Raw genomic sequence first — 18,430 nt, 5'->3', positions numbered from 1 at the left:
AAACGTTATAGGATGTTTCTTCCAATCTTGTCCTGAAAGGAATCAGACAATGAGCAAAGCTATCGTGCTGTTGGGAGATCTCGGTTCAGACCACCAGGGATTTCCGCCTACCCCGGTTCTCGCCGGTTCTCCGGATGTGCTTGTGGATGGCAAACCGGTTGCCCGCCTTGGTGACCCCCTGGCACCCCATTCCAAGCCCAAGCATTCCAACCACCCCAGAGTGATTGCCGAAGGGTCATCGTCGGTGATGATCAATGGCAAACCGGCTGCCATTACGGGTAGCGCTGTATCCTGCGGCGGGGTGACGATTGGCAGCGGCTCTGTGATTATCGGGGGCTGACCAGCGCTGCTCTGACCCTTTCGGGTCGTGCCCAGTAGTAGCCCTGGCCGTGCAGGCCGGGGAACTGCTGCAGCCACAGGGCGATGGCTTCATCCTCTACCCCTTCAACAACTACATCAAGGTCCAGCGCCTCGCCTAACTCCAGGGCTGCTCTCAGAATTTTCTGGCGGACCGGGTAAAGCAGTATGTCTTGCAGGAAACTGCGGTCAATCTTCAATTCATCCAGCGGGAAGCTGGCCAGGTTGCCCAGGGATGAGTGCCCGGAACCGAAGTCGTCAAGGGCAATGCGGAACCCCATGCTACTCAGGGTGCGGATGGCGCTCCGGGCCACTTCCGGGTCGGCCATGGCGGCGGTTTCTGTGATTTCCAGAATGACCCGGTCCGGGCTGACCCCGTGCCGGCGGGTGATGGCGCCGGCTTCCTCATGGAACAGTGGGTGGGCAACGTCTTTGGCAGAGATGTTAACCGCAACACCGATGCTATCTCCGTAACGCTGTCGCAAGGCTGTAAAATCCTGGCAGGCCTGGTCCAGTACCCACAAGGTCACGGAATGAATGATACCCACCTGTTCGGCCAGTGGAATCCAGTGATCCGGGGGAATCCGGCCAAATTCCGGATGTTGCCAGCGAATCAGCGCCTCGGTTGAGCGCACCTTGCCATCCCGAATGCTCACCTTGGGCTGGTATTCCAGCCACATGTCGCCGCAGCGCAGGGCATCTTCAACATCCAGCATCAGGATTTGCTGTTGGTACTGCCAGTCGGCAATGGCCGGGTCGTAGATCGCCATCGGGCGGGTTTCATCCAGTGATGCAAAACCGGCGGAGGAGAGCACACTGGCGGCATCGGTACCATGCTCAGGCGCATAGGCGACCCCCATCGATGCCGCCCAGGAGAACGAAAACCGCCCCTCACGGAAGTTCTCTGACAGCCAGTGACTGACGGTTTCCAGTAATTCGCGATCCTGTGCCGGATCACTGCCGCGATCCATGGCGAAGGCGTGGTTGACGGTGTCGAGTGTGGCGATGCCGTAGCCATTGATCATGATCAGCCGATCACCGAGAGTGCGTTTGAGGTAGCGGTTCAATAGACGCAGGTATTGTTTGAGCAGGTCTTCGGCTGTCCGGTAGCCCAGGGCCTGCTCCAGTTCGTTGAACCGCGCCAGGCGGATCAGGCACAACGTGTAGGGGGTTTGCTGACAGTCGATGTTGCCCAGGGTTTCTTCCAGCATCGGCCGGTTCGGTTTGCCGGTAACCCGATGGGTTTTCAGTACCCGGTCATAATCCCGCTCGATGCGGGCTCGCAGCTTCTGTTCCTCCTGCACCCGAATGTCTGAGCTCAGGCGACGCTTACGCTCTTCCAGCAGCAGACGGCCAACACCGCTGGTCAGTATCAGCGATCCGGCGGCTGCCCCCAGAAAGAAGGCGGAGTCGGTCAGCGGTGTGACCGGTAACCAGCCGATGGTCCTCAGAGAACTAATGACGGCACCCAGGACAATGGCAAGCACCGACAGTGCGTAATAGCGGGCGTAAACGTGTTTGCGAAGCTGGCTGAGGACCAGGGCCAGGATGAAGGCGCCACCGGCAGCGCTGATGATCAGAAAAACGTCTTGTCCGAGTAATGGCAGTGGTAACGGGGCGGCCAGCAAATGCAGCCCGGCAGCCATGCTGAAGCCCCGGAGAATTCTGCGGCCCGTGCGGTGGATGGCCATGAAATGGGGGGTGAATTCGCACAGCGCGATCAGGCACAGCGACAGGCTGACCGAGAGCAGTGAGTTGAGTTCTGGCATGCCCGGCCAGAAACAGGATGAGGAAGGGGAGCCAGCGATTCAGTGATTGCAAAAAAGGCAGCCTGGTCAGCGGGGGGCGGCTGGTCTGGTTTGCGGGTTCGGAATCCATTCGGTGAGCATCCTGGCAACGTGGTCGGCTGAAGGTTACCTAAAATTACAACCGTTAACGCGTTGTAACAATATGAATTTCAACAAATTTTAATGTATTTAATCGTATTTTGCATTTGCTGTTTAAAACGCATGATTAAAATGAGACCTGCGCAACAGATGGTTGGCGCTGGTATAGTAGGCGTTTCGGTGAGGCGACAGGATAAGGTTCGGGAGTGCAACGCAGTATGATTTTCATCAAGCGGTTATTCATCATGCCGGTGCTGCTGGCGGTCACGTTGTTGTCGGCAAACCCGGTACTGGCGAGCAGTCAGGGAATGCCGGCACTGGCATCGGTCAATGCCGCCGCCGCGGTTGCTGGAGACGACGCGCTGCTGTTTGGCAAGAATGCCGATCGGCCGGTTCCGATTGCGTCAATCACCAAGCTGATGACTGCCCTGGTGGTTGTGGAATCCGGCCAGGACATGAATGAATGGCTGACCTTCGAAGAGCGCCACGTGCCCGCAGCAGCAAACGCCTGGACCCGTATTCGCGTGGACTCGCGATTGAAGCGGAGTGACGTGCTGAGAATTGCCCTGATGTCGTCAGAGAATTTTGCCGCCTACACCCTGGCGCGATCCTATCCCGATGGTTTCGATGGCTTTGTCGCGGCGATGAACGCCAAGGCAGTCGAACTGGGTATGGATAACACCCGGTTTGTTGATCCTACCGGGCTGTCTATCGAGAATGTGTCCAGTGCCTCTGACCTGGTACGTCTTGCCAATGCGGCACTGGCGCACCCACTGATTAGCGAGTACTCGACCACCGGCTATTACCGTGCTGAATTCAGAAACCCCAGGTACAGCTTGTCGTTTGGTAACACCAATGCCCTGGTGCATCGTCAAAGCTGGGGGGTGGGGCTGAGCAAGACAGGCTACCTGACGGACGCCGGCCGCTGCCTGATCATGGTTTCGGACATGGACAGCAAGCCGGTGATTACGGTGCTGCTGGATTCGTTGGGCACCCGATCGCCGATGGGCGACGCCGGCCGAATCAAACGTTGGCTGGTGAGTGGCGACCCCGGGTCTGTGGCGGCTGCCGCCAAGCGCTACGAGCAGGAGAGAAACGCTGCCTGGGCGGCGACCGAGGGAAGCCAGACAGCGCGTATCAACCAATAACAGGGTTCAGCTGACGATGATCCAGATACTGACGACCGGCGGCACCATCGATAAGGTGTACTTTGATGCCAACAGCAAGTTTGAAATTGGTGAGAGCCTGCTCCCGGAGTTGCTCCGGGAGTCCAATATCCACGATGGCTACATCATCCGCGAGCTGATGCGCAAGGACAGCCTGGAGCTCACTGACGATGACCGGGCGACCATTCTGGAGGCTGTTCGTACCTCGGACTGCTCCAGAATCCTGATTACCCATGGTACCGATACCATGGCCCAAACCGCCCAGGTTCTGAAGCCGTTGGCTGATCGCACCATTGTGCTGACCGGTGCCATGCAGCCCGCCCGCATGCGCCGTACCGACGCCATCTTTAACGTCGGTTTTGCCTGGGCGGCGGCGCAGCTTCTGCCATCGGGGGTCTATATCGCCATGAACGGTGAAGTTTTTGAGGCAGGTGCAGTGCGCAAAAACCTCGAGGCCCAGAAATTCGAACGTATCGCCGCTGACTAATCGGGCTCGACCACAGACTGTATTTCCTGCGCGGTCAATGAGCGGTAGTGTCCGGGTGCCAGGGCCGGGTCGAGAATGATATCGCCAATGCTCTGTCGGTGCAGTGACACAACGTGGTTGCCCACCGCGGCCAGCATGCGCTTTACCTGATGGTACTTGCCTTCCCGGATGGTCAGTTCGATCTCGGTTGCCGAGTGTTGCAGCACCTGGGCGGGTAGCGTCGGTTTTTGCTCGCCTTTCAGTTCGATGCCTTGCTCGAGTGCCTGGCAGGCATGTTCGTCCAGCGGTTCGGCCAGGGTGACCCGGTAGGTTTTCGGGCAAGCCCGGCGTGGTGACGTTACCTGATGAGACCACTGGCCGTCGCTGGTCAGTAGCAGCAGTCCGGTGGTGTCTTTGTCGAGCCGGCCAGCGATATGAACCTGTCTCGCCAGCTCAGGGGGCAGAAGGTCAATGGCGGTAGGCTGACTGCTGTCGTTGGTGGCACTGATAACGCCAGCCGGTTTGTTCATCATCAGGTACAGGCCGCCGGGAAGAGTCAGCGCCTGGTTGTCCAATGTCACCTTTGCGTGCTCCGGCACCCGGCTGTTGGCACCCTTGGTCATTTTCCCATCCACCCGGACCCGCCCGGCCGAAATCGCTCGCTTGCTGTCCTTGCGGGAAAGCCCGCTACTGTTACTGACAAACTGATCCAGTCGCATCAGCAGCTGTGCCCTTGCGGAGGCGTAGACAAGGTTGCCAGGCAGAGCACCGGCGTTCGCCCTGTCAGTCTTGACCAGAGCAGTGGCAGGGCGTCTCGGTTAACCGAAGGTCGCGGCATCCGACCGCTGGGGATGGGGGTTACGCCGGATTCGGAGGTTTCTGCCAGAATGAAGGTAAAGGGGTGAGCGCCGGGAATGCCCAGGCGAATGTCTGTGGCGGTGATCTGGTTGCCGGCTAGCCGGTAGTCCAGAAAGCCTCGGGTAAACCATTCAAGACGGCGGGCTTCCGGCAAGGAGGCAACCGATTGCGCCAGTTCGGGCCGGCGGGGGAAGTGCTCCAGGGTCAGTTCATCGCTGCCATCAAGAAACCCGGTGACTATTTCAATCCTGTGTTTGTCCGTGATGGCGGTTACCCGCCATAAAATCGTGTTGAATGGCATCGGCTGAACCAGCAAGGACGCGTCCTTCATACCAACCTCCGCCAACGCTGGCTGAACCCTGTCGGTGATCCACTGCTGGGCAACCAGGGTCCAGCTGAGGTACAGGGTCGACAGCACCAGGCCGGCGGTAACGGCGTTTGTTGCCGGGGGGCGAATCAGGAAGGCCAGGCAGCCTGCCAGTAGGGGTAGGGTGTACAACGGGTCGATAATAAAAATGCTGTGGAGGGCTACCGGGTCCCCCAGGGGCCAGAACAGTTGGGTGCCATAGGTAGTAAAGGCATCCAGCAGGGGGTGGGTGACAAGGATCAAGCCCACCAGGGCCAGCCACCGCTGATAGGAAAGCTGGGGTTTCCAGCGCCATAAGCCCCAGGCAATCAGAAACGACAGCGGGATCAGGATAAACAGGGAATGGCTGAAGCCCCGGTGCTGGGTGAAATTGGCCACAGCGCTGCCGTAGTCGATGACCACGTCCAGGTCAGGCAGGGTGCCCAGCAGTGCGCCGGTGAGCAGAGCAGAGCGACCGAGTGTCTTGCCGGCAACCGCACCGGCAATGGAGGCGCCGAGAGCGGCTTGAGTAATGGAATCCATGAATCTCCGCGACAATATCGTGAGGGATATGGCAGATATTATGCGCTGATTCCGGAATCAGGTCACTGGTTGGGAGGAAAGACACCGGCGGTCGGGCCGCCGGTGTGGGAGTATCAGACTTTACGGCGACGGGCCAGGCCAAGACCGGCCAGGCCAAGGCCGAGCAGGGCCAGGGTGCCGGGTTCCGGTACTGAACGAACGTTGAGCTTGGCCAGGAGGTCAACCGTTGTGGCTTTGCGTTCCCCGGTTTCGAGTTCATCTTCGCCAGTGGCGAAGCCCAGCAGGGACAGGGAGTAGATGTTGGAGCCGAACTGGAACTCGGAGCTTTCGATCATGTTGTCCAGGCGCACAATGTCATCAACATCCTTTTCTACATCCCAGCAGAAAATGAGAATGCACTTTTGCCCCACGTTAGGGGTTTCGTTGTGCAGAAATTCGAAGGTGTAAGGGCCGGTGACAGTACCGTTATCACCAGTTGTTGCGAAGGTAGCGTAGACGTCAAGGTTCACGCCAGTGATGGCTTCGCCGGTGATTGGATTGTTGTAATGGGTAAAGGTCCCTAAGACAAACTCGTCGTCTGAGGTGATAGCCTTCGGCAAGTCGGCCGGGCCCTGAAACCCGTAACCACTTTGGGGGCCATTTTCACAATGTTTCCACCACAGGGATCCTGAACAGGTTTTTTCTCCGGTACCCCAGCGAATTTCGCTGGTGCCCACACCCTGGATATTGCTACCACCCGTGGGGGTTCCCCAAGTGCCTTCCACGCTTTCAAGGTTAACCGGGAATGCTGCTGCTGTCGCCGCAAAGCCCATGGCCGCACTTGCAACGAGTCCTTTCACCAATGTGTTCATGATCTTCACCTTGTTACCAGCTAGTCAGTTTTTCCCGTTACCTTCGGGAATCGCTGGAACACTTAGCTAGATCCGTGCCAGATAGCTAACCCTTTGTTAATTAGGGGTTAGCTTTCTGGCTGGGTGGCAAGGTGTAAAAATAGCTGACGGTCAGGAAGGGTCAGCTCCCACTGATCACGTTCAGTGTCTCGAGCAGGAGTTCCGACGGCATGCCGTCGGCAATCAGGCCCTGGGATTTCTGGAACTCGCGAATGGCCTTGCGGGTGTTTGAGCCGAGGATGCCATCAGGGTTACCGCTGGCAAAGCCCTTGGTGTTGAGGTTCTCCTGAAGCTGGATGATCTGGTCACGGGACAGGGTGGGCTGATCTTCCGGCGGCGGATTCTGAAGCCCGCCGGCGCCAGCAATTCGATCGGCCAGGTGGCCAACGGAAACGGCATAGAACTCCGAACGGTTCCAGCCCATGATGACCCGGAAGTTGCTGTAAACCAGGAACGCCGGGCCCCGATGGCCGCTGGGCACCACCAGTGCCGCCTCAATAGGTTCGCTTGCCAGGGCGTTGCCAAAGGCATCGGTGATGCCCATGCCACGCCATTCAGCCAATGGTAAGCGGCGTCCATCGGACAGGCTGAAGTCAAAGTTGGCTGGCAGAAGGACTTCCCGGCCCCAGCGATACTCGCCGTCCCAGCCCATGGATTGGAGGAACTTACCCGCAGACATCATGGCGTCCGGCAGGCTGTTCCATAGGTCCCGGCGGCCGTCGCCATCGGCATCGACCGCATGTTGCAGGAACACGGTGGGCATGAACTGGACGTGGCCCATGGCGCCGGCCCATGAGCCTTCCATCTGCTCCGCGGGAATGGCCCCTTCGTCAATGATCTTCAGGGCCGCAACGAACTGCTCGGTGAAAAATGTGCTGCGACGCTGGTCGCAGGCCAGGGTTGCCAGCGAGCTGGGCACCGGCATCTTGCCGAAGTAGCTGCCATAGTTGGTCTCAAGGCCCCAGAACGCCAGCAGGTAGGGCGCCGGAACGCCGGTTTCCCGGGTAACCCGGTTGAGCAGATCCCGATGCGTTTCGAGCAACTCCCGGCCTTTGGTAATTCGGGACTCATTCACGCGGCGGTTGAAGTAATCGGCAAATGTGGTGGTGAACTCCGGTTGCCGACGGTCGAGTTCAATCACGCGTTCAATATAGTTAACGTTGGCCAGAACGTCCCGGGCGGTAGCCTCGCTGACGCCGGCACCCACAGCCCTGGCCTCGAGGGTTTGTTTGCACTCGGCAAATTGCTCGTCGGTCATGACCGGTATGCTCTGGCCCTGAGCACCAAAGGCCAGGGCCGACAGCGACAGGGCAGCCAGGGTACGGCGGATGTTCGGCCGTGTAATCAGATGAGCCACAGTAAACCTCTCGGGACGAAGGTAAGCGATCGATGTCGCCATGTTAGCCTGTTTTCCAGCCGGGAAAACACTGCCTGAGGGCCAGGTGTGTGACAATTCTTTAATGCCTGATGGCATCTGTCGTGTTTGTCGTCTTTTTGTTGCGGGTGGGTCACGCTGAGCCCGTGATGTTCTATAGTTTACGGATGCACGCAAGCCCGGAGTGGATGGTTTTATGGCAACACTGAAAGCGCTGGTGGTGGACGACGCCAGTTTTGTAAGGGATCTGGTAAAGCGCACCGTACGCCAGCGGTTCCCGGTGATCGAGACTACCGACGCCCAGAATGGTCGCCGGGCCCAGTCGCTGATGTCCCGGAGCAATTTTGATCTGGTTCTGTGTGACTGGGAAATGCCCGAGATGTCCGGGCTGGAACTGCTGCAGTGGATGCGCCAGCAGCCTCAGTACGAGAAAGTGCCATTCATCATGATTACCAGCCGGGGCGATAAGGACCATGTGATTGAGGCGGTCAAGGAAGGGGTGTCCGAGTACCTGGGCAAGCCGTTCAGTCCCGAAGGGTTGAGCAAGAAGATTATCAAGGTTATGGGGCGGCGCCTGAAAGACGCCATGGAGAAAGGCGGCAAATCCATGGAGGGGCCGGCGGATGCCTTCAAGGAATCCGCGGCGCTGCTAACCCAGAAACGGGATGCTCCGGAGCCTCGAAAAGACCCGGCCGCTGCTGCCGCGGAACAGGACAACCCGCTGTTGGCCGGGGGGCGGCGAGAAGCCTCGTCCAGACCGGCTGCTCGCGGGCCCATGAGCCTGGCCTCGGTCAGGTTTTCCGACAGCACGCTGAAATCTGTGGTGAAAGATGTCAACTTGACGGAAGTTCGGGTGATTGCCAAGCGGGACCAGGAGTTTCCCGGCATTCTGGATCAGGCGGTGGTGGATATTGATATTGGCGACGGGCAGATGGCTCGGCTGAATGGTTATGTTCACCAGCTGCAGGCAGTCGATAAACGCCAGGATACCGACTTTGTCAGTGTCACCATCCGGTTTGTCGATGAGGACCCGAAAAAACTGGAAGATCTGTCACGGTTTGTGGCGCGGTTCCGCGCCGGTAGGTAGTTGCTCGCGCATCCTGGTGCCTGGCGAGTCAGCTGTCGTTGGTTTCCGGAACCCGCTCCACCAGTCGTTCCCGGGGGAAATGACAAATGAATTCGCTGCCTTCTCCAACCTTACTGCGAATTTCGAGATTGCCGTCGTGATTGATCAGTACATGCTTGACGATGGCCAGCCCCAGGCCAGTACCGCCAGTATCTTTGTGTCGGCTCGGGTCTGCCCGGTAAAAGCGCTCGGTCAGTCGGGGAATATGAACCGGGTCAATGCCGATACCTGTGTCCTTTACTCGCAGGTGCGCGCCGTCCCGGTTGGTACTCCAGGAGACTTCAATGCTGCCGTTGGCCGGGGTGTATTTCACCGCATTGAAAATCAGGTTTGAAAAGGCACTTCTGAGCTGACTCTCATCGCCCCGTAACAGCCGGTGGTCTGTGACCTCTACCAGAATTTTGTGATTTCTGTCGCCACTGAGCGCCCTGGCATCGTGGCAGATTTGATTGATTAGATGTTCGACATCGGTCAGGGCATCGTCGCCGGTGTGTTCTCCGGTCTCAATCTTTGACAGCAGGATCAAGTCGGTTATCAGGGCTTCCATTCGTGAGGACTGCGCCGCCATGGTGTTGATGGCCCGTCGCCACTTCGGGGGCAGTTCGTCACCGTGATCAACCAGGGTTTCCAGATAACCGCTGATGACGGTCAGCGGGGTGCGCATTTCATGGGAAACGTTGCCGACAAAATCCCTGCGCATCTGTTCCAGTTGATAAAGTCGGGTGACGTCCTTGGCGACGATCAGCCGGTCGTCATCGCCAAACAGGCTGATCTGTATCTGCAGGTGGATGTGGGGCCGGGCAGGAGAGTGAATTTCCAGCGGCTCCCGGTAATCCCGGGCGTCGAAGTAGGCTTTGAAGGCCGGTGTGCGAATCAGGTTGTGAATGTATTGCCCCTGGTCGGTGCTGCGCCTGAAACCGAGGAGGTATTCCGCTGAGCCATTCCACCACTCCATGGCGCCCCGGGCGTCGGTCATGATGACCCCGTCGCGCATGGCGTTGGTGGATTCCTGCACCCGGTTGATCCGGGCACGCAGGCGGTCCTGGGTTAGCAGGTGACCCTGGTGAAGTTTGTGCAGGTTGTCGAAGATGTCACCCCACAGGCCGATACTTTTGGGGGGCTCGCCGGTGGCGCTGGGGTTGGCCAGCCATTGGTAGAGGTGGCGTGCCTGGCCCAGTGTCCACCAGAGGTAGGCCATCAGTCCCGCAAGCAGGCCATACAATGGGTAGCCGAAATACCAGCCCACCAGGGTGGTGCCAGCAAGGCCGGCGATGATCAGACGCAGATATCTTGACCAGTTGTGTTGCATCAAAGTCTGCCTTGTTGTGTGTCCGGCGCTGATGCGTGACGGCCGGTGTGGATCAGGCGGCCCGTGTTGAGAAACGGTAACCGGTGCCCCGTACCGTCTGAATCAGGTGATCGTACTTGTCGCCGAGCGCCTTGCGCAAGCGCCGTATGTGCACGTCAACGGTGCGTTCCTCAACATACACATTGCCGCCCCAGACCTGGTCCAGTAATTGGGAGCGGGTGTAAACCCTTTCCTGGTGAGTCATGAAAAACTGCAACAGCCGGTATTCGGTGGGTCCCATGGTCAGTGCGCCCTCGGGGGAAGTGACCCGATGGCCGACCGGGTCCAGGGTCAGGCCCTCCACTTCAATAGGGCTATCGACGCCGGCCGGCGTTGCGCGGCGAAGTACGGCCTTCAGACGTGCCACCAGTTCCCTTGGGCTGAAAGGCTTGGTGATGTAATCGTCGGCACCCACTTCAAGGCCCTGGATCTTGTTGTCTTCCTCAACCTTGGCGGTCAGCATAATGATCGGAATGTCCGCCGTGGCCTCTTCTTTTTTCAGCCTTCGAGCCAGCTCAACGCCACTGGTGCCAGGCAGCATCCAGTCCAGCAGAATCAGGTCGGGCTGTTTATCAACGATCAGGGCATGCGCTTCGCGGGCATCCGCTGCCTCTAGGTAGTCATAATCCGCCATTTCGAGCGCGACCGCGATCATCTCGCGGATAGGTGCTTCGTCATCGACGATCAGGACAGTTTTTCCAGTCATGAGCATTAACCTGTGTCAGACCCCGGGAGCAAAATGGCTCCCCAGTAATGTTGCTGGGTCATTACAACGCGTCTTTGTTACAAGTATATGACATGGCTGGATGGTCAGAGCATCAAATCCAGGGCCAGGCCGGCGAACACCGCAAAGCCGGCCCAGTTGTTGTTGAGAAAGGCCCTGAAGCAGCCGTCCCGGGAGCGTTCCCGTGCCAGGTACTGGTGGTAGACAAACAGGCTGGCCATAGCGGCAACGCCAAGGTAGTAGAAGCTGCCGAGTTCGGCCTGGTTGCCCACCATGATCAGGATGACAATCACCATTGCCTGCAAGGCGCCGATAATGGCCCGGTCGGCCTCACCAAACAGGATGGCGGTCGATTTGATGCCTGCTTTGACGTCATCATCCCGGTCAACCATGGCGTAGAGGGTGTCGTAGGCGACGGTCCAGAGCACGTTGGCGGTGAACAGCAGCCAGGTGAGCTGACTCAGCTCGTTGGCTTCTGCGGCCCAGGCCATGGGGATGGCCCAGGAGAAAGCGGCGCCCAGGAACAGCTGGGGCAGGTGGGTATAGCGTTTCATGAACGGGTAGATGAATGCCAGCAGGGCTCCACCGAATGACAGGTACAGGGTCAGCGAGTTGGTAAACAGCACGACCATCAGGAACGACACCAGGCACAGGCCGGCAAACAGGGCGACGGCTTCCCAGGCCCGGATGCGACCGGTAGTCAGGGGGCGGTCTTTGGTGCGTTTGACATGGCGGTCCCAGTCCCGGTCAGCGAAGTCGTTAATGGCACAGCCTGCCGCCCGCATGAAGAACACGCCCAGGGTGAAGATCACAATGTTGGCCAGGGACGGCATTCCGCCCGCGGCAAGCCAGAGAGCCCACCAGGTGGGCCAGAGTAACAGCAGGCTGCCAATAGGTCGGTCGATTCGCAGCAGCTTCGCGTAGTCGGCCAGACGGCTCTGGACGTGTTCTGGCAGGGCGTTCTGCAGCATGGCAAGGATCTTCCATCGGTCGGGTGCGTGGGCAGTGGCTGATTATAGCCAGCCTGGCGGCGCCGGTTAAACCCGCGTTTACCGTTGGTAGAGTGTTGGCAGCAGGTACTCGCCCACCATCAGGGCCTCGTTGCCTCGGTGAAACAGGGAGCGCCGGGCCAATTGTGGTTGCTGGTCATCGGTGTTCTGGCATAGTCCGGTTTCCAGTGGGCCGCGCAGCCATTCAGGACGGCTGAAGAGATAGGCACCAAGAGGCTTGTTGCCAAGGTTGCGAAGGCGTCGGCCTTTGCCTTCGAGGCAGGCCAGGGGAATGACGGTGCGGGCAAGAACCCAGGGTTGGCTATCGCCGCACAGGCGTACTTCCCTGATCCAGGCCCGCTGCCGGGGCGCGAGGCCGAGGCGCCGGGCTTCCTCAAGTGTTGGCACGGCGAAGCCCTCGTTGCAGACTTCCACGTGAAAGCGGTAACGGCACTGTTGTTGGAGCGCCCGGGTAAACGAGCCCTCCACCTGGAGCCAGTGCCGGGCCGGGCCGTGCACCGCCGGATTGTGAAGCCCGGCGGCAGCAAGAGAACGGTACCAGCGCGTGGGGGGAATGATCGGCCCGTTGCGGTGGTCAGAGTCCTTTGACGGCATAGATTCCGGGCGCGTTGCGCCAGTATCCCTTGTAGTCCATGCCATAACCGAACAGGAATCGGTCTTCGACATACAGGCCGGTGAAGTCTGCTTTCAGGCCAGGGCGGGCCTTGCGATCGTGCTCCTTGTCGACCAGAACTGCGGTCAGGACTTCTTGGGCACCATGAGCCAGGCAGTAATCCGCAATGGCGCAGAGGGTCGTACCCTCGTCGAGGATATCGTCGACAATCAATACCGTGCGGCCTTTCATGTCGGCCTCAGGCTGGAGCTTCCATTCCAGGATGCCGCCGGTGGTTTCCTGGCGGTAGCGGGTTGCGTGCAGGTACTCCGCCTGAACCGGGAACAGAAGCCTGGGCAGCAGTTGTCCGGTCAGTATAAGACCGCCGTTCATCACACAGAACAGCAGTGGGTTGCTGTCTTTAAGGCGCTCGGTAATGGCAGTGGCCATCGTGTCGATGGCGGCGCTCACCTGCTGCTCATTCACCAGGCAGTCGGCTTCGGCCATGACCTGGTTCATGTCGGCGACGGTATCGGTCATAACGGTCGGATCCTGTCGTAAAACCGGCGATTATACCGAAGTGGGCCCATTGAAGGGAGGGGGTGGCACCAGTTAGCTATCTGTAGTTACAGCTATTGGCACAAATATACCGGGACGAGCGTCCGTGCTGGCATTGGTCATCGGCAATGGGGCGAGTATTATGGCCCTTTGCGGTTGTCTGGCCTGTCCGGACAAATCTTTTAAGTGATGCTTGATTGTTGCATTGTCAGACAATAATATTCCGCCAACATTGATGGGAGATATAGCATGAAGAAGTGGCAGTGTGTGGTTTGTGGCCTGATCTACGATGAGGCCGAGGGTTGGCCGGAAGATGGAATCGAGCCGGGTACAAAATGGGAAGACGTGCCCGAGGATTGGGTTTGCCCGGATTGCGGCGTTGGCAAAGAAGACTTCGAGATGATCGAAATCGGCTGATAAACGGAGCAGATGAATGACCAACCAGGCACCGATTGTGATTGTAGGCACCGGGTTGTCGGGCTACTCGCTGGTACGCGAATTCCGCAAGCTGGACAAAGACACCCCGATCATTATGGTCACCGCCGATGATGGCGTCAGCTATTCCAAGCCGATGCTGTCTACCGGGTTTACCAAAGATAAAGACGCCCAGGGGCTGGCCCAGGCCGATACCGAGGTCATGGCTGAGCAGCTCGGGGTGGAAGTGCGCACCTACACCACGGTGACCGGCATAGACACCGGCAAGCACGAGTTGATCCTGGGTGATGAACGGCTGGGTTACAGCAAGCTGGTGCTGGCCTGGGGGGCTGACGTGATCCGCCTTGGTCTGGCTGGTAATGGCCTGGACCGTGTGTACTCCATTAACGACTTGCTGGACTACCGGGCATTCCGCAAAGCGCTGGAAGGCGGTAAGCGGGTGGCGATCATGGGGGCCGGGCTGATTGGTTGTGAGTTTGCCAACGATCTTCGCAATGGTGGTTATGAGGTCGACGTGATTGCACCGGACGCCACGGTGATGCCCAGCCTGTTGCCGGAGCCCGCCGCTGAGGCTGTTCGCCATGAGCTGACGGAGCTTGGGGTTCGTTTCCACCTGGGAACCGTTGTCGAGCGGGTTGATGAGGACGGAGACGGCGTCCGGCTGACGCTGGGTAACGGTGAAACGCTGCAGGCCGACCTGGTGATTTCAGCGGTTGGTTTGCGGCCGCGAACCGAGCTGGCGAAAGCCGCGGGGCTGGACACCGGGCGGGGCATACAGGTGAACCGTGCGCTGGAAACCTCGGCAGAGGATGTCTATGCCCTGGGTGACTGCGCTGAAGTGGACGGCCAGGTGCTGCTGTATGTACTGCCGTTGATGGCCTGCGCCCGTGCTCTGGCGAAAACCCTTACGGGCGAACGCACCGAGGTCCGCTATGGCACCATGCCAATCATGGTCAAGACACCTTGCTGCCCGACAGCCGTGTGCCCGCCACCGATCGGCGCCGAAGGGAACTGGCAGATTGAACAGGAAGCATCAGACGTGAAAGCGTTGTTCAAGTCGCCTGCCGGTGAAACACTCGGGTTTGCGGTGACCGGACGGTTTGCCGTTGAAAAACAGGCGCTGGCGCGGGAAGTGCCGCCTCTTCACCAGGATTGACCAGCCTGCCATCGGGGCCATCCGGCCCCGATATTCTTCCTTACCTTGTTGTTGTCGTTGCGAAATTTTGCTGTCTGGGGTAGAAAACCCGTTCGTGAGCTAACAAAACACAGGAGCAGGCATGCTAGAGGTAACCCGTAAGCTGGTGGAGCTGTTGGACTTGTCCCCCATCGGTGATGATCATTTTCAGGGTGAAAGCGAAGACCTGGGATTCCCCCATGTGTTTGGTGGTCAGGTACTGGGGCAGGCCCTGATGGCAGCCAGTCGCACCGTAGAGGACCGGCTGTGCCATTCGTTGCACGCCTATTTTCTGCGCCCGGGTAACCACAGCATGCCGATTGATTACGAGGTGCAGCGGGTGCGTGATGGCGGCACCTTCTCGGTGCGTCGTGTGATTGCCCGCCAGGATGGCAAGGAAATTCTGACCGGCTCCATGTCGTTCCAGGTGGCCGAGCCCGGGCTGGATCACCAGATAGAGATGCCTGAGGCGCCAGAGCCTGAGTCACTGCGTTCCGAGCAGGACTGGGGCAAGATGATTGCCGAAAAACTGCCGGAAAAGCTGCGGGATGTGATGACCAAGGATCGTCCGATTGAAATCCGCCCGGTCAATCCGATGAATCCGTTCAAGCCAGAGAAGCGCCCGCCTCATCGGCAGAACTGGTTCCGGGCGGCAGGGCCCCTTCCGGACGATCCGGTATTGCACCGGTGCCTGTTGACCTACGCCTCCGATTTCACCTTTCTCGGTACGTCGCTGAACCCCCATGGCCGAACGTTTATGAGCAAGGGGATGCAGGTGGCGAGCCTGGACCACGCTATCTGGTTTCACCGGGATTTCCGCATGGACGACTGGCTGCTGTACGATAAGGACAGCCCCAGCGCGTCTGGTGCCCGGGGCTTCAACCGGGGCAATTTTTTTACCCGGGACGGTGTTCTGGTGGCGTCAACGACTCAGGAAGCGCTGATTCGCGAGCGCCTGGGCTGACCGGACATCCAGTCAACCAACCCGTCAAAGGGCAGCGGCCTGGTCAGAATGTATCCCTGGATCAGGTCGCAGCCCATGTCTTCCAGCAGAGCCAGCGTTTCCTCGTCCTCAACCCCTTCTGCGACTACCGTATAGCCCAGGCTGTGGCACATATCGATGGTGGTCCTCACAATCACCCGGTCTTCCTCCCGGTGTGACAACTCGGTGATCAGTGACCGGTCGATTTTGATCTCACTGGCGGGCAGCTGTTTGATGTAAGACAACGAGGAATAGCCCGAGCCGAAGTCGTCGATCGACAGGGGGATACCTGCCGCGTTCAGGGCATTGAGTGCCTTCAGAGAATTTACGGGGTCCTGCATCATGGAGGTTTCCGTTACCTCAAAGGTGATGGCCCCCATATGGGCATGAAAGCTCTGCATCAGGCGCTGAACAAATACCGCGAAATCCGGTTCCCGGAGGTTGTTGGGTGAGATATTAACCGCTATGCCTGCGTCGAAGCCCAGCTCCAGCAACCGGCTGCGCAGGTGCAGGGCTTCCTGCAGTACCCATCGGGTCAGGGGTTTGATCAGGCCGCTTTGCTCCGCCAGGGCAATGAGCTGGTCGGGTGTGACCGGCTGCTCCCGGTCTGGCCAACGGATCAGGGCCTCGTATCCAACGATCTGTCTGGACTTGAGCGACAACTTGGGTTGCAGGTACAGCGCCAAAGCGTGGTTGTCGATGGCGTGCCGGAGTTCGGACACCAGAGTCAGGCTTTCCGCACTGTAGGAATCCCTGGACGGCTTGTAGTAGGCAATGCCCCGGTCCCGGGCTCGCTCAGAGCCTTCGGCAATCACGGCGCGACGGATCAGGGTGTTGGCGTCTGTACCGTGTTCGGGATAGATCGCCACCCCGAGCTGCGGCGCTAATGGCACCTGCATACCCAGGAAATCCACCGGGTAACGGACTTCCTCAATGCTGCGAAGCACTGCCCTGGCGGCAGCTTCCGCTTCGCTGGCATCAACCAGAAAGGCAAAGGTTTGTGGATCCAGGCTGGCTACATAAAAGTTGCGGAGGTCGCTCTGCTCAAGGGCAATAGCACCGGGAACATCCCGAATCACCGCATTGTAGTGTTTGGAGGCCAGTTCCAGGATGCGATCGCTGTTGCGGTGGCCCAGGGTCTTGGTCACTGAGTTCAGGTTATTGAGGTGAATAATCACCACGCCATAGCGTTTGCGGTCGTTCGAGTGGGTGAGCTCACTCAGTTTCATTTCAAAGCTGCTGCGATTGGGCAGGCCTGTCAGTGGGTGATGCAGGGCCTGGTCCATCAGCCGAAGCTCGGCTGACCGCCGGGCTTCCAGTGCCCTTAACTCGGCTTCCCGGGCCAGAACCTTGTCCTGGCGTTCCCGGTAAATACGTACCGCCAGTGCCAGGCTTAGCAGAATGGCCTCCAGAGCGGAGCCTACTTGCATGCCGTAGGCGGTGATGAAGTTGGTAGGGATCAGGCCATACTTGTTGGCTGCGGTAATAGCACTGCCCAGGGTTAGAGCGCCCCAGGCCAGGGTGTAGTAGACCGCCTGGGGATTGCCGCGAACCCATTGGAGCGGCCCCACCACCGTCAGCAGCAGGCAGCTGGGAATGGCGAGTGCAACCGTCAGGCGGCTGCCGGTGCTGTAATCGGTGAAGAAGGTGATGACCGCCGTCAGAACATTGAGGGTAATGGTTAACAGAATCAGCCGGTCAAGCCCTGGGCTGGACCGTTTCAGCCTCAGGAACGAGCGTGAGAACAGTAGGGTGAAGACCATAGCAAACGGCACGGTCAGCAGCATGGCCCGGTTCTGTATAGCTGGGAGGTTTGGCCACAATAACTGATAGGTGATGCCGTTCAGGCTGCCCACAAGAATCAGGTAACCGAGGGTGGATAACACATAAAGTAGGTAGACCGGTTCCCTCAGTGCCAGAAACACAAACAGATTGAAGCAGATAACGGTAATCAGAATGCCGTAGTAACCGGCGTGCAGCTGGCTTTCGACAGAGGCCTTTTCAAAGTAGCTGCGGCTGTTCCAGAGCTTCAGGGGAATCTGCATGGCGCCCTGGGTCTCTACCCTCAGCAGGATCTGGTAATTGGCGTCAGGCTGAAGCTGAAACGGAAACAGGAAGTGAGGGTGTTGAACCGGTCGCTCCCGGAAGGGTTTCTGGTCGCCCGTGCTTTCATGGTGAACAATGTTGCTATCCCGGATCAGGTAAAAGTCGACATGATCCAGTTGCGGGTAGCTGATTTCCAGCAGGCTGATGAGTTCCGGGTTGCTGACCGGAAAGCGAAGCCAGATATGGTCTCGGATGTAGCCGAAATTGGGTGTTTTCTCCGGCAGTACCTGCCAATCGTCCGAGGCCATTGCTTGTTGGGGCGTGAGCTGAACGCCCGGCGCCAGGCGGAGATACTCCATCTCCGGAATATACGAAACGCTTGCCGGCTGCGCCTGAAGCGGCAGAGTTATCACCAGAAACAGCAGGGCCAGAAGCTTAGCCGGGTTCATCAGAGTCACAGGTTACCGTTATTGTCGTTATGCTGACGAGTATGGCCTGTCGCTGGAGGCGGCTCAAGCGTCGCGGCAGGGAGATTTGGTAACTTGTGT

General features: G+C 58.8%; 18 protein-coding genes. 7 read left to right on the top strand and 11 right to left on the bottom strand.

All coding sequences use genetic code 11. The features are described 5' to 3' along the window. Positions 1-49: 49 nt before the first annotated feature. Positions 50-340: a type VI secretion system PAAR protein gene (locus RVM24_RS14905; protein WP_058091541.1), complete on the top strand. Its 291-nt coding sequence runs from the start codon at positions 50-52 to the stop codon at positions 338-340. Here the strand turns inward: RVM24_RS14905 and RVM24_RS14900 are convergent. Next, the gene (locus RVM24_RS14900; RefSeq protein ID WP_431474282.1) at positions 327-2,126 is read right to left on the bottom strand and encodes an EAL domain-containing protein; all 1,800 of its coding nucleotides are present in this window, start codon (positions 2,124-2,126) and stop codon (positions 327-329) included. The genes RVM24_RS14905 and RVM24_RS14900 overlap by 14 nt on opposite strands. A 335-nt stretch (positions 2,127-2,461) precedes the next feature. Here RVM24_RS14900 and pbpG point away from each other — a divergent pair, with 335 nt between their 5' ends. Next, complete coding sequence (gene pbpG / locus RVM24_RS14895) at positions 2,462-3,391, top strand: D-alanyl-D-alanine endopeptidase (protein ID WP_431474281.1); 930 nt, start codon at positions 2,462-2,464, stop codon at positions 3,389-3,391. A gap of 16 nt (positions 3,392-3,407) precedes the next feature. Next, positions 3,408-3,896 (top strand): asparaginase domain-containing protein, encoded by a 489-nt coding sequence (locus RVM24_RS14890; protein ID WP_061330852.1) that lies wholly within the window; start codon positions 3,408-3,410, stop codon positions 3,894-3,896. On the opposite strand, the gene RVM24_RS14885 is transcribed toward RVM24_RS14890, so the two are convergent. The 4 genes from RVM24_RS14885 to RVM24_RS14870 all read right to left on the bottom strand — a co-directional run bounded on the left by RVM24_RS14885 (position 3,893) and on the right by RVM24_RS14870 (position 7,770). Further along, a complete protein-coding gene (locus RVM24_RS14885; RefSeq protein WP_431474280.1) occupies positions 3,893-4,594 on the bottom strand; it encodes a pseudouridine synthase in 702 nt (233 codons plus the stop codon). The two genes, RVM24_RS14890 and RVM24_RS14885, sit on opposite strands and share 4 nt — an antisense overlap. Next, complete coding sequence (locus RVM24_RS14880; RefSeq protein WP_431474279.1) at positions 4,594-5,622, bottom strand: metal-dependent hydrolase; 1,029 nt, start codon at positions 5,620-5,622, stop codon at positions 4,594-4,596. Before RVM24_RS14880 ends, RVM24_RS14885 begins: the two co-directional genes overlap by 1 nt. A 113-nt stretch (positions 5,623-5,735) precedes the next feature. Continuing rightward, positions 5,736-6,473: a THxN family PEP-CTERM protein gene (locus tag RVM24_RS14875; protein ID WP_374787488.1), complete on the bottom strand. Its 738-nt coding sequence runs from the start codon at positions 6,471-6,473 to the stop codon at positions 5,736-5,738. Positions 6,474-6,633: 160 nt separating this feature from the next. Beyond that, positions 6,634-7,770 carry a lytic murein transglycosylase gene (locus tag RVM24_RS14870; RefSeq protein WP_374787518.1) on the bottom strand — a complete coding sequence of 379 codons (1,137 nt, stop codon included), beginning with the start codon at positions 7,768-7,770 and terminating at the stop codon, positions 6,634-6,636. 313 nt (positions 7,771-8,083) lie between these two features. Here RVM24_RS14870 and RVM24_RS14865 point away from each other — a divergent pair, with 313 nt between their 5' ends. After that, positions 8,084-8,974: a response regulator gene (locus tag RVM24_RS14865; RefSeq protein WP_152439272.1), complete on the top strand. Its 891-nt coding sequence runs from the start codon at positions 8,084-8,086 to the stop codon at positions 8,972-8,974. A gap of 28 nt (positions 8,975-9,002) precedes the next feature. Here the strand turns inward: RVM24_RS14865 and phoR are convergent, their stop codons facing one another. The 5 genes from phoR to RVM24_RS14840 form a co-directional block, all read right to left on the bottom strand. Continuing rightward, positions 9,003-10,322 carry a phosphate regulon sensor histidine kinase PhoR gene (phoR, locus tag RVM24_RS14860; protein WP_061330846.1) on the bottom strand — a complete coding sequence of 440 codons (1,320 nt, stop codon included), beginning with the start codon at positions 10,320-10,322 and terminating at the stop codon, positions 9,003-9,005. Between the two features lie 52 nt (positions 10,323-10,374). Next, positions 10,375-11,067 (bottom strand): phosphate regulon transcriptional regulator PhoB, encoded by a 693-nt coding sequence (gene phoB / locus RVM24_RS14855; RefSeq protein WP_058091532.1) that lies wholly within the window; start codon positions 11,065-11,067, stop codon positions 10,375-10,377. A 104-nt stretch (positions 11,068-11,171) separates the two neighbouring features. Continuing rightward, entirely contained in the window at positions 11,172-12,056 is an 885-nt protein-coding gene (gene ubiA / locus RVM24_RS14850; protein ID WP_374787491.1) for a 4-hydroxybenzoate octaprenyltransferase, read from the bottom strand. A 78-nt stretch (positions 12,057-12,134) separates the two neighbouring features. Then, complete coding sequence (locus RVM24_RS14845; protein WP_061330844.1) at positions 12,135-12,689, bottom strand: chorismate--pyruvate lyase family protein; 555 nt, start codon at positions 12,687-12,689, stop codon at positions 12,135-12,137. Next, positions 12,670-13,227 (bottom strand): hypoxanthine-guanine phosphoribosyltransferase, encoded by a 558-nt coding sequence (locus RVM24_RS14840; protein ID WP_061330843.1) that lies wholly within the window; start codon positions 13,225-13,227, stop codon positions 12,670-12,672. The genes RVM24_RS14845 and RVM24_RS14840 overlap by 20 nt, the downstream gene beginning before the upstream one ends. 267 nt (positions 13,228-13,494) lie before the next feature. Between RVM24_RS14840 and RVM24_RS14835 the strand changes: the two genes are divergently transcribed. The 3 genes from RVM24_RS14835 to tesB all read left to right on the top strand — a co-directional run bounded on the left by RVM24_RS14835 (position 13,495) and on the right by tesB (position 15,818). Continuing rightward, the gene (locus RVM24_RS14835; protein ID WP_008173532.1) at positions 13,495-13,662 is read left to right on the top strand and encodes a rubredoxin; all 168 of its coding nucleotides are present in this window, start codon (positions 13,495-13,497) and stop codon (positions 13,660-13,662) included. Positions 13,663-13,678: 16 nt separating this feature from the next. After that, positions 13,679-14,836 (top strand): NAD(P)/FAD-dependent oxidoreductase, encoded by a 1,158-nt coding sequence (locus tag RVM24_RS14830; protein WP_431474278.1) that lies wholly within the window; start codon positions 13,679-13,681, stop codon positions 14,834-14,836. Positions 14,837-14,957: 121 nt separating this feature from the next. Next, on the top strand, positions 14,958-15,818 hold the full coding sequence (gene tesB / locus RVM24_RS14825; protein WP_374787493.1) for an acyl-CoA thioesterase II: 861 nt from the start codon (positions 14,958-14,960) through the stop codon (positions 15,816-15,818). Here the strand turns inward: tesB and RVM24_RS14820 are convergent. Then, positions 15,785-18,331: an EAL domain-containing protein gene (locus RVM24_RS14820; protein ID WP_374787494.1), complete on the bottom strand. Its 2,547-nt coding sequence runs from the start codon at positions 18,329-18,331 to the stop codon at positions 15,785-15,787. The two genes, tesB and RVM24_RS14820, sit on opposite strands and share 34 nt — an antisense overlap. Positions 18,332-18,430: the final 99 nt, after the last annotated feature.

It is taken from the genome of Marinobacter sp. KM021, assembly GCF_050707965.1.
Lineage (GTDB): Bacteria > Pseudomonadota > Gammaproteobacteria > Pseudomonadales > Oleiphilaceae > Marinobacter > Marinobacter shengliensis.
The sequence above is the reverse complement of the archived record's forward strand: the minus strand, read 5'-3'. Positions and strand labels throughout refer to the sequence as shown.

What these genes read in the sequence shown, in the direction of transcription:
- RVM24_RS14905 (WP_058091541.1), top strand. Translation starts at nt 50, where the DNA reads ATGAGCAAAGCTATCGTGCTGTTGGGAGATCTCGGTTCAGACCACCAG.
- RVM24_RS14900 (WP_431474282.1), bottom strand. Translation starts at nt 2,126, where the DNA reads ATGCCAGAACTCAACTCACTGCTCTCGGTCAGCCTGTCGCTGTGCCTG.
- pbpG (WP_431474281.1), top strand. Translation starts at nt 2,462, where the DNA reads ATGATTTTCATCAAGCGGTTATTCATCATGCCGGTGCTGCTGGCGGTC.
- RVM24_RS14890 (WP_061330852.1), top strand. Translation starts at nt 3,408, where the DNA reads ATGATCCAGATACTGACGACCGGCGGCACCATCGATAAGGTGTACTTT.
- RVM24_RS14885 (WP_431474280.1), bottom strand. Translation starts at nt 4,594, where the DNA reads ATGCGACTGGATCAGTTTGTCAGTAACAGTAGCGGGCTTTCCCGCAAG.
- RVM24_RS14880 (WP_431474279.1), bottom strand. Translation starts at nt 5,622, where the DNA reads ATGGATTCCATTACTCAAGCCGCTCTCGGCGCCTCCATTGCCGGTGCG.
- RVM24_RS14875 (WP_374787488.1), bottom strand. Translation starts at nt 6,473, where the DNA reads ATGAACACATTGGTGAAAGGACTCGTTGCAAGTGCGGCCATGGGCTTT.
- RVM24_RS14870 (WP_374787518.1), bottom strand. Translation starts at nt 7,770, where the DNA reads ATGACCGACGAGCAATTTGCCGAGTGCAAACAAACCCTCGAGGCCAGG.
- RVM24_RS14865 (WP_152439272.1), top strand. Translation starts at nt 8,084, where the DNA reads ATGGCAACACTGAAAGCGCTGGTGGTGGACGACGCCAGTTTTGTAAGG.
- phoR (WP_061330846.1), bottom strand. Translation starts at nt 10,322, where the DNA reads ATGCAACACAACTGGTCAAGATATCTGCGTCTGATCATCGCCGGCCTT.
- phoB (WP_058091532.1), bottom strand. Translation starts at nt 11,067, where the DNA reads ATGACTGGAAAAACTGTCCTGATCGTCGATGACGAAGCACCTATCCGC.
- ubiA (WP_374787491.1), bottom strand. Translation starts at nt 12,056, where the DNA reads ATGCTGCAGAACGCCCTGCCAGAACACGTCCAGAGCCGTCTGGCCGAC.
- RVM24_RS14845 (WP_061330844.1), bottom strand. Translation starts at nt 12,689, where the DNA reads ATGCCGTCAAAGGACTCTGACCACCGCAACGGGCCGATCATTCCCCCC.
- RVM24_RS14840 (WP_061330843.1), bottom strand. Translation starts at nt 13,227, where the DNA reads ATGACCGATACCGTCGCCGACATGAACCAGGTCATGGCCGAAGCCGAC.
- RVM24_RS14835 (WP_008173532.1), top strand. Translation starts at nt 13,495, where the DNA reads ATGAAGAAGTGGCAGTGTGTGGTTTGTGGCCTGATCTACGATGAGGCC.
- RVM24_RS14830 (WP_431474278.1), top strand. Translation starts at nt 13,679, where the DNA reads ATGACCAACCAGGCACCGATTGTGATTGTAGGCACCGGGTTGTCGGGC.
- tesB (WP_374787493.1), top strand. Translation starts at nt 14,958, where the DNA reads ATGCTAGAGGTAACCCGTAAGCTGGTGGAGCTGTTGGACTTGTCCCCC.
- RVM24_RS14820 (WP_374787494.1), bottom strand. Translation starts at nt 18,331, where the DNA reads ATGAACCCGGCTAAGCTTCTGGCCCTGCTGTTTCTGGTGATAACTCTG.